Source organism: Mycolicibacterium wolinskyi (assembly GCF_002101965.1).
Classification (GTDB): domain Bacteria; phylum Actinomycetota; class Actinomycetes; order Mycobacteriales; family Mycobacteriaceae; genus Mycobacterium; species Mycobacterium wolinskyi.
Genome location: NZ_LQQA01000028.1, coordinates 1 through 11,680, shown reverse-complemented (window position 1 = coordinate 11,680; position 11,680 = coordinate 1). Strand labels below are relative to the sequence as shown.

Annotated in this window: 2 protein-coding genes; both read right to left on the bottom strand. The window is 63.5% G+C overall.

Annotated elements, in window-relative coordinates:
- Positions 1-4,118 (bottom strand): non-ribosomal peptide synthetase (locus tag AWC31_RS21280; protein WP_165766015.1); only part of this gene is annotated, 4,118 nt, incomplete at its 3' end.
- A 167-nt stretch (positions 4,119-4,285) separates the two neighbouring features.
- The coding region (locus tag AWC31_RS21275) for a non-ribosomal peptide synthetase (protein WP_085145983.1) at positions 4,286-11,680 on the bottom strand (7,395 nt) is incomplete at its 5' end.

The following is an 11,680-nucleotide window of genomic DNA, read 5'->3' as shown; positions in this document are numbered from 1 at the left end:
GCCAAACCACCACCAGCCACATACAACTCACCCACCACACCCGGCGGAACCGGCCGCAAAAAACCATCCAACACAAACAACGCCGAACCCGGCACCGGCGAACCAATCGGCACCACACCACAACCCGCCACCAACGGCGCACTCACCGCCGTATAAACCGTCGCCTCCGTCGGCCCATACGCATTGAACATCGCCCGCCCAGGCGCCCACCTATCAACCAAATCAGCCGGACACGCCTCACCAGCCACCACCAACGCCATCGAACCCAAACCCTGCGGCGAGACCATCGCCGCCGCCGACGGCGTCTGACTCAACACATCAACACCCTCAGCCACCAACAACGCATGAAAATCCGCCGGCGAAGCCGCCACCTCCTCCGGCACCACCACCACCCTGCCCCCACCCAAAAGCGGAGCAAAAATATCCCACACCGAAACATCAAACGAATACGAATGCCACTGCGTCCACGCCCCCGCCCGCGGCAAATCCACCGGAAGCGACTCCACCAACTGCGCCACGTTGCCATGCGTCACCGCAACACCTTTGGGAACCCCCGTCGTCCCCGACGTATAAATCACATAAGCAACATCATCAGCCGCCACCACCGGCAAAACACCACTCGGCCGATCCCCCAAACGAGCATCATCAACCTCGACCACCAACAGGTCATAACCCTCCACACGAGGCCGCAACTGAGCAGTCGTCACCACCGCCACCGGCGCCGCATCCCCCAACACAAACCCAACCCGCGCATCCGGCAACGCCGGATCAATCGGCACATACGCCGCCCCCGACTTCAACACCCCCACAATCGCCACAATCGCCTCAACAGACCGCGAAAACATCACCGCAACCCGCTGACCAGGCCCCGCACCCACACCAGAAAGCAAATACGCCAACCGATCCGACGCCTCATCCAACTCCGCATACGTCATCGAACGCCGCCCACACGACACCGCCACCGCATCCGGGCACCGCAACACCTGCCCACCAAACAACACCGGAATCGAGGACAAGCCCGGTGCGGGTGCGGTCAGAACCCCGACGTTTCCGTGGTCGTCGAGGTGAGCATGTTCATCGGCGGTGACCACATCGATGTGCGAGATCCGCTGCGCCGGTTCATCTGCCACCGTCGCCAACACCTGCTCCAGGCGTGCGATCAACCGCTCGATCGTGGCCGCATCGAACACATCGGTACGGAACTCCACCGCACCACCGATCCCAGCAGGCTGACCATCCGCCGTCCAACGCTCACCAAGCGAAAACGACAAATCCATCCGCGCGGTGTGAGTCTGCACCGGCAGCGGGCTCACCTTCACATCACCCAACGACAGGCCGCCAGCAACACCCCCCGCACCCTGACCGTCGAAGTTCTGCCACGCCAACAACACCTGCACGATCGGATGCCGAGACATGGACCTGGCCGGATTGAGCCGATCCACCAACACCTCGAACGGCACATCCTGATGATCGAACGCCGCCAAACTCCGCGCCCGCACCTGACCCAACAACTCCACAAACGTCGGATCACCCGACAAATCAGCACGAAGAACCAACGTGTTGACGAAAAAACCCACCAGGTCATGTAAAGCCGGATCGCGCCGTCCGGCGATGGAATACCCCACGGCCACATCGGGTGTCGCGGCAATCTTCGACAAGAGAACGGTGAGCGCGGCTTGGACGACCATGAAGCTGGTTACATTGTGCGCCCGGGCAACCGCGGCCACTCGCTGCTGCAGTTCGACCGGCCAGTCCACCGCCACACTGGCCCCGCGATAATCCGCCACCAACGGATACGGCCGATCAGTCGGCAACTCCAACTGCTCAGGCAACCCCGCCAACGCATCACGCCAAAACGCCAACTGCACACCAATACGACTCGCAGCATCATCCAAATCACCCAGCTGCGCACGCTGCCACAACGTGTAATCCACATACTGCACCGGCAACGGCTTCCATCGGGGTTCGCGCCGATGCTGATGTGCCGCATACGCTTCGGCCAGATCGCTCACGAATGGGGCGATCGACCACCCGTCTGCGGCAATGTGGTGCACGACTGTCACCAGTACATGGTCATCGTCGCTGATACGGAAAAGCGTTGCGTGGATCGGTATCTCGGAGGTCAGGTCGAACGTGTGCCGGGCCGACGCATCGATTTCTTCTTCGAGGCGGTTCTGTGGCCAGCTACTCGCATCCACGACCTCCCAGCCGAAGTTCGCCTGGTCGGCCGGCACAACGACCTGCCGGGGTGACCCATCGATTGCGGGGAGTACGGTGCGCAGGATCTCGTGCCGGCTCACCACCTCGTGAAGCGCCGCAGCAAGAGCCGCCGCATCGAGCTCACCGTGCAAAGACAACGCAACCGGCATGTTGTAGACCGGCGACGGGCCCTGCAGCTGCTCCAAAAACCACAACCGATTCTGCGCAAATGACAACGGAACCACCGCAGGCCGCTCAACCGCGACCAATGGTCCGAAACCGTCGGCCCCTTCCCCGACACGACCAGCCAACTGCGCGACCGTCGGCGACTCGAACAACGCCCGTACCGGTAGTCCACCGTCCAACTCGCGGTTCACGGCGGCAACCGCTCGCATGGCGAGGATGCTGTCACCGCCCAGGTCGAAGAACGAGTCGTCGACCCCGATCTGGCCGACGCCGAGAACCTGCGCGAAGATACCCGCGAGGAGATCCTCTACCGCGTTGCTCGGCGCCCGGTACCCGGCACCAGCCGCGTAATCCGGTGCTGGAAGGGCTCGAGTGTCGAGCTTGCCGTTGACCGTCAACGGCAGAGATTCCAGCGACAGCACCGCCGCGGGGACCATGTAGGCCGGCAAGTGTTCGGCCAATGCTGACCGCGCGCCGACGGGATCAGCGGTGCCGGTGATGTAACCGACAAGCCGCTTGTCACCCGGGCGGTCCTCACGGGCAATCACCGCCGCCTGATCAACACCATCCAGCGCGGCCAAAGCTGCCTGTATCTCGCCCAATTCGACACGATAGCCACGGATCTTGACCTGCTCGTCGGCACGACCCAGATACTGCAGCTGACCATCGTCGTTCCACCGAACCAGATCACCGGTGCGGTACATCCGCACACCCGAGCCCCCGAACGGACACGCCACGAACCGCGAACCCGTCAGGCCCGGCCGGCCGATGTAGCCCACGCCCACCCCGTGGCCGGCCACATACAACTCGCCGATCACCCCGGGAGCCACCGGACGTAACCCGTTGTCCAGCACGAAGAGTGCAGCTCCTGGCACCGGTGAGCCAATTGGCGGCGTACCCATCCGCGCCGTCAACGGCTTGCTGATGGACACGCACATGGTCGTCTCGGTGGGTCCGTAAGCGTTGATCATCGTGCGCCCAGGCGCCCATCGGTCCACAACCTCGGCAGTACATGCCTCACCGGCCATCACCAAAGCGAGCGAATCCAGACCCTCGTGCGACAGCACCGCAGCCGCCGACGGCGTGTGGGTGAGCACACTCACCCCCTGGTCGACCAGTACGTCATGAAAATCATCGGGCGAGTTCGTCACCTGCTCCGACACCACGACGATTCGACCACCATCGAGAAGCGGCGCGAAGATCTCCCATGCTGATACGTCGAAAGACAACGAATGGCACAGCGCCCACGTACCGGCCCGAGGCAACCCGGCATTCAACGACCCCAAGAGCTGCGTCACGTTGCGATGCGTTATCGCAACACCTTTGGGAACTCCCGTCGTACCCGAGGTATAGATGATGTAGGCAACATCGTCCGCGTCTGGCGGCTGCAGGGAGGCTGAGCCGTTCTCGGCGGCAGAATCCGTGACATCGACGATCGGGAGGCTCCGCCCGTCGAGCCGAGGCCTCAGGTCGGAGTTGGTGACCACAACTACCGGTGCCGCATCGTCCAGCACGAACCCGATACGCGCGTCCGGATGGGCTGGGTCGATCGGTAGATAAGCCGCCCCGGTCTTCAGCACACCAAGAATTGCCACGACCGCCTCGACGGAGCGATTCAGCAGAACAGCCACGCAGTGACCCGGACGCGCGCCCTGCGTCGCCAGTCGACGAGCCATGTCGTCGGCGGCCTCGTCCAGTTGCGCGTAGGTAATCGACCCGCCGTCGAACGACACCGCGACGGAGTCCGGTGAGGACGCCACGTGACGCGCGAACAAGGCCGAGATCGACTCGCCCTCAGGAGTCGGTTCGGCCAACAGCTTCTTGTTCGCCCACTCGTCGAGCTGAGCGTGTTCGTCTTCGTCGAAGAGGTCGATCGACAGCAGCCGCTTGGCATCAACGGTCATGATTGGCTCTCCTGATCGGCAGTCATTGCGGCCAGCACACGTTGAAGTCGACGCATCAACGTCTGGATGCGGGCCGGACTGAACACGTCGGTGTCGTACTCGACGCGCACGTCGAGTTCAGCTCCCGGATGCACCTGCACAGTCAGCGGATAGTGGTTGTACTCACGACCGGAGATGTCGCTGACCGCCAAGCCACCTGCGTTCAACTCCGCGCCGATTTCGATCGGGTAGTTCTGGTACACGATGAGGGTGTCGAACAGCTCGTCATGCCCTGTGGCCCGGTGTATTTCACGCAGAGCCAGGTGTTGGTGCTCGAGCGTGTCGCCATGCGACTTCTGCAGCTGCTCCAGCAGATCGGTGACCGTGGTTTCGGGCGTGATGGTGGCCCGTACCGGCACCGTGTTGATGACGAGACCGATGATGGAGCCGGAATCCTCGACCTCTGCGGGACGCCCAGACACCGTGACACCGAACGCGACATCGTTCTGTCCGGTCAACGAGGTGAGGAGAAGCGCCCACGCACACTGCAACACCGTGTTCATGGTGGTGCGCTGTGAGCGCGCGAGATTCTCGAGTGCCGACGTGGTCTCCTTGGATATCGGGAATCGTTCGACGCCACGCGGCCCCGTCTCGGATCGATTCGGCGGGCTCACCAGTGTGGGTGTCGAGAAGCCGGCAAAGGTTGTGCGCCACGCCTCGCGCGCGGCATCTATGTCTCGCGCGGCCAACCACGACACATAGTCGCGGTATGAACCGGGCGCGGGCAGGTCCGCACCAAAGTAGCTCGCGAAGATCTCACGCATCAGAACGGGCATCGACCACCCGTCGATCACGATGTGATGGAAGGTGACAACGCACCGATGCTGGTCGTCTGCGGTGCGGATGAGGACGATGCGGAACGCTGGCTCATCGAGAAAATCGCCAACGGCTAATCGTTCGTCCGAGCTGATTTTCCGTATCTCGTCGTCGATATCGGGTGCATTCGCGTCGAGTTCGACGTACCTCCAGACAGCGGCCGGGTCGGACAGGATCACCTGCACCGGCTCGTCGAACTCCTGGCAGAATCGGGCGACCAAGTTGGGATGGCGGGTCACGACGTTCTGCACCGCGGCCCGCAACCGCGTTATGTCGAGCTGCCCCGACACGGTGAATTCGACTTGGACGGAATACAGCTCACTCGAGATCCCGGCACGCCGGGTGGCACTCGAATGGAAGAGCAGTCCCTGCTGGAGCGGCGTCAGAGGCAGGATGTCTGCGACGTTGTAGCGGCCGGCCAGTTGGTCGATGTCCTTCTGGCTGAGTCGAGCTGGGGCGATATCCGACGGCGTGAGACCGCCACCGCCTCGGCGCACATACGAGCAGATGCCGGCCAAGGCGTCCAACCACAACTGGCTGAGCTGGTTGACTTGGTCTTCATCGAGGATCGACGGTGCCCAAGTCCAATCAGCGCGCAGCGTGGGGCCGGCTTCGGTATCCATGGTCACGGCGTTCAGCTCGACCGCATGAGTGAGCGGCATGGGCAGCTGCGCTGCGGCGCCGATCGCCGACATGCCCGATACGCTGATTCGCCACAGCTCCTCGGGCAGGCCGGCCGCGGCGGCACCCAGACGCCCGAGATAATTGAACCCGATCGTCGGCTCTGAGCCGGTCAGTTCGACAGCGGAGTTCAGGTAACGGAGCAACCCGTAGGTGAGCCCATGGGGCTGGGTTCTCAGCTGCTCTTTCGCGCTCTTGACGATCGAACCGACAACAGGATCACCGTCTTCCAGTAGCGGCCAAGATAGTTCATCGATTCTCAACGCCACCGGATACTTCGTCGTGAACCAACCCACGGTGCGAGACAGATCGGCGTCGGTGGCGATCTCCTCGTGCCGCCCGTGGCCCTCCACGTCGATGCCGATTGCGGCATCGGTCACGCCGAAGAATTCGGCTAGCGCCATCCCGAACGCGATGAGTAGAACGTCCTGCACACCAGCGTGGAATGCGGTGGGCACGTCACCCAGTAGCAATCGAGTTGTCTCGACATCCAGCGCGGCCGACAGCCGGCCCGCGCTTGCGAAGGTGTCGACGCCGGGGCGCACCGCGGGCAGGATCGAGGCGCTGTTCAGCACCTGCCGCCAGTCATCGGCTTGGTCGACCACCTGCGGGGCATACGCCTGCTTGGCCAGCATGTCGGCCCATCGCGCATACGATGTACCGGTCCTGGGTAGAGCGATCGGCTGCCCGTTGTGGCGCTGAGCCCATGCGATGTTGAGGTCTTCCAACAGGATTCGCCAGGACACACCGTCGACGGCCAGGTGGTGAATCATCAGCACCAACTGTCTGGTCGACCGCACCCACAGCGCGCTGAGCATCGCGCCTGCGATTGGAGCCAACCGTGTCGTGGCCGCCACCACCGCATCATCGGACAACGCGTCGACAGACCGAAGACAATCGGAGGCCCGTACCGAACCGGGTTCGAGCACGGTCAGAGACCAAGTCTCCGAATCACTTTCGTCGACGCGCAGCCGCAACGCAGCGTGATGGTCGAGCAGCGACTGCAACACCACGACGGCGTCGGCCTCCGTTGCCGCAGCGGGGGCCTCGATCACCAGTGCCTGGTTGAATTGATCCGTATCGCCCACGGTTTGCAGCCATCTGATGATCGGCGTGGCCGGCAGCGGCCCTACGCCCTCGTCGCCTCGGCCCTCGATACCGATGTCGCTGACCTCGACCACCCTGGCCAATCGCGCCACCGTCTGCTCGACGAACACGTCCCTTGGGCGGCAATCCAGTCCGGCAGCCCGCGCGGCGGTGACAACCTGCATCGACAGGATGCTGTCTCCCCCGAGTTCGAAGAACGAGTCGTCGACGCCGACACGCTCCAATCCCAAGACCTGGCCGTAGATGCCGGCAAGAATCTCCTCGACCGCATTGGCGGGCCGTTGGTAGCCGCCGCGGTCCTGATACTCAGGTGCAGGCAGCGCCCGTTTGTCGAGTTTCCCGTTGACTGTCAGCGGTATCGCTTCGAGCACCACCACCGCTGTCGGCACCATGTACGCCGGCAAGCGCTCGGCCAGCGCCGCCCGGGCAGCGGCCGGATCGACTTGCCCCGTGACGTACCCAACGATCCGCTTGTCGCCGGGACGGTCCTCGCGGACGACGACGGCGGCTTGGTCCACACCGTCCACAGCGGACAACGCGGACTGCACCTCGCCCAGTTCGATGCGGTACCCGCGAATCTTGACCTGCTCGTCCGCGCGGCCCAGATACTGCAGCTGACCGTCGGTGCCCCACCGCACCAGGTCGCCGGTGCGGTACATCCGGTCTCCGTAGCCGTCGAACGGACAGGCCACGAACCGAGTCGCGGTGAGCGCCGACCGCCGCACGTATCCGTAGCTCACTCCGCGCCCGGCCACGTACAACTCGCCGACCACCCCGGCGGGCACCGGCCGCAGCCAGTTGTCCAAGACGAACAATGCCGTGCCCGGTACGGGTGAACCGATCGGCACGACACCGGACGCTGGCCGCAACGGCGCGCTGATCGTGGCGTAGACCGTCGTCTCGGTCGGCCCGTAGCCGTTGATCATCACTCGACCCGGAGCCCAGCGGTCCACAACTTCAGCCGGGCAGGCCTCCGCGGCGACCATCAAGGCTGTGGAGTCCAAGCCATCCGGCGACAGCATTGCCACCGCAGAAGGGGTCTGGCTCAGCACCGTGACCCGCTCTGCCACCAGCAGCGCGTGGAACTCGTCGGGCGACTGCATCACCGATTCGGGTACGACGACAAGCCGCCCGCCATGCAGCAACGCACCCCATATCTCCCACACCGTGTAGTCGAACGCATAGGAGGCACATTGCGTCCACACCTGATCAGGTGACAGGTCGAACCCGACATCCATGGAGTCGAAAAGCCGAGTCACGTTGCGGTGGGTGACCGCAACGCCTTTGGGCTTACCCGTGGTGCCGGAGGTGTAGATGATGTGCGCGACGTCGTCGGGTGCCGGTCCGGGCACCGCGGTACTCGGCTGGCTGCCGACACTGGGATCTTGCACGGTGAGCACCGTCAACCGGTGGTTGGCGAACTTCTCGGCCAACTTGGCCGTCGTGATCGCCGTAACCGGAGCAGCGTCGGCGATCATGAAATCGATACGCGCCGACGGCACCGCAGGATCGATCGGCAGATAGGCTGCGCCACTCTTGAGCACGGCAAGGATGGCGACGATGGCCTCGGCGGACCGCGGGAACATCACTGCCACGCACTCGCCGGCACGGGCCCCGGCGGCCACCAGCCGATTCGCGAGCCGGTTCGCATGTTCGTCGAGCTCGCGATATGTCCAGTTTTCATCACCCTTGGACAACGCAACGGCATTCGGGGTTCGAGCGACCTGGGCGCCGAACAGCTCGGGCACCGACATCGGGTTCTCCGGTTGCGCCAGGACCGCGCGGTTACCCCACGCCGCGAGCTGGGCATGCTCGCCGTCGACGAGTAGGTCGAGCGACAGCAGTTTCCGCTCCGGGTCGGCTGTCATGCCGAGCAACGTTCGCTCGAAACGAGCGAACAACGTTGCGATCTCATCGCTGCTGAACGCATCTGCGTCGTACTCGATACGGAAACTCAGTTGCTCACCCGGCACAGCCTGCATGCTCAACGGGTAGTGGTTCTGTTCGCGCGCGGTGAAGGCGGTGACGGCCAATCCGTCCTCACCCGAGAGCTCACCGATGTCGATGGGATAGTTCTCGAAAACGAAGAGTGTGTCGAACAGTTGATCGTGGCCTGCGGCACGGTGGATCTCGCTCAGTGCCAGGTGCTGATGGTCGAGTGTGTCGTTGGTGAAGCGCTGCATCTGGTCGAGCAAGCTCGCGGTGGTGGTGGACGCCGTCATCCTCGCTCGCACCGGCACCGTGTTGATCAGTAGTCCAACCATCGATTCGGCTCCGACCAGATCAGCGGGGCGACCGGATACCGCTGTGCCGAAGACGACATCGTGCTGACCAGTGAGCACGCTGAGCAACTGTGCCCACGCGGCCTGTAGCACGGTGTTGACAGTGGTGTGTTGTGACCGCGCGAGTTCTCCTATCGCAGTCGAGATTTCAGTCGGCAACTGATAGGACTGGTAGCCGCGCTGCCCCGGATGCGAATTCCCTGACGTACCAATCAGTGTGGGTGCGGACAAGTCTGTGAACGCTTCGCGCCAAGCCGAACTCGCCGCATCGACGTCGCGTTCGGTCAGCCACTGCACGAATCGTCGGTACGGCGTGGCGGCGGGTAGACGGTGCCGGTAGTAGCTGGCGAAAATTTCCTGTAGCAGGATCGGTGTCGACCATCCGTCGAGCAGGATGTGGTGATTGGTCAGCACGAAACGGTGCTCATCCGCGGCCGTTCTGATCAAGGCGGCGCGAAACACCGGTTGATCCGCCAGTTTGCGTACTGCAGCACGTTCATCAGCACACACTCGGGCGATCAGTTCATCCACGTCGTCCGCGATGCCCGCCTCGATGTACTGCCATGGCACCGACGGGTCAGCCGGCAGCAACTGAACCGGCTCGTCGAATTCGTCTGAGAACAGGGCCACCAGGTGCGGGTGACGACGGACCACCGCGAACGTGGCGTCACGCAGCCGATCGACGTCAAGTGGTCCGGACACAGTGATGTCCAGCTGCACCGCGTAGACGTCGTCCGTCTCATCGGCGGTGTGCGTGTGGAACATGAGTCCGCGCTGCAGAGGTGTCAGCGGCAGGATGTCTACGACCGGATGCCGACCCGTCAGTATGTCGACCTGCTGCTGACCGAGCCTGGTGGACGGGATGTCTGACGGCGTCAATCCCCCGCCACCGGCCTGGACGTGGGCGCAGATACCGGTCAACGCCTCGAACCACAGCTGACCTATCCGGTCGATCGCTTCGTGTCCGAGCGCCGATGTGGCCCATGTCCACGTCGCGTGCAGTCGCGGCTCACCGCCGTCGCCATTCAGAATTCCGGCATTCATCTCAACGGTGTGAGGCAGCGGTGTCGACACCGCAGTTGCCTCAGCCGTCAGAGCCACTCCGTCGGGATGCGGGCGCCACAGCTCATCGGACAACTCGGCAGTCCCACCGAGCCGGCCGAGATAGTTGAACACGATGGACGATTCGGGTCCGGAGATATCGACGTCGGGGTTCAGATACCGCAGTAGTCCGTAGCTGAGTGCGTCGGGCTGGGCGCGGAGCTGTTCTTTCAATCCCTTGACGACACGGCCGATTTCGGCATCGCCCGCTGCGACCTGCGGCCACGCCGGGTTCTCGACTTGGAGTGCCACCGGGTACTTCGCGGTGAACCAGCCGACGGTACGAGACAGATCCGCATCGACGGCCAACCCCTCATCGCGCCCATGGTTTTCCACATCGACACGAATCGGGCCGCGAATACCACCGAGGTACTCCGCCCACGCCATTCCGAAGGCAATCAGCAGGATGTCTTGGACGCCGGCACGGAATGCGGTCGGTACCTCGCCGAGCAGCAGCGCGGTGGTCTGCGGGTCCAGAGTCATCGACCGCTGTCCCGCTGTGGCGTAAGTATCTACGTCGGACTGCGGCGGCGGCAGCACTGCAGGAAGCTTGGCTATCTGCCGCCACGCGTCGGCATTGGACACGACCGCTGGATCGGTCGCATGGTCACGCAGCAACGTCGCCCACGAGGCGAAGGATGTGCCGGCCGCTGGAACCGCTATCGGCTGTCCCGCCCGATGCTGGAGCCAGGCAGTGTTCAGATCTTCGATCAGGATCCGCCAGGAGACCCCATCGACCGCCATGTGATGGATGATCACCGCCAACTGGCCGGTCTTGTTGCCCCACACCGCCGCGAGCATCGACCCTGCTGCTGGATTCAGCCGCGAACGCGCCTCCGCCAGAGAATCACCTGATACCTCGTCGACGGTCAGCATGCGGTCATGGGCAAGGACTGAGCCCGGCTCGGTGACCCGCAGCCTCGGCTTCTCGTCGCCGTCATCGTCGACACGCAGGCGCAGCATGCCGTGCCGGTCAAGCAAAGCCTGCAGCAGGATGACCGCGTCTTCCTCGGTCGCGGTGGACGGTGCCTGCAACACCATGGTCTGGTTGAAATGATCAATGGGACCATTGATGTCCCAAAGCCATTCGATTATCGGTGTGGGCACAATCGGCCCGACGCCGTCATCCGTCCGGCCCTCGGCTGCACTTTCGTACCTGACCACGCGAGCCAGCCGGGACACCGACTGCTCGATGAACACATCGCGCGGTTGACACACCAGGCCCGCGGCGCGTGCCCTGGCCACCAACTGCATGGAAAGGATGCTGTCTCCGCCGAGTTCGAAGAAGGAGTCATCGACACTGACCTGATCCAGACCCAACACCTGGGCATAAATCCCGGCCAAAATCTCCTCAGTGGCATTCGA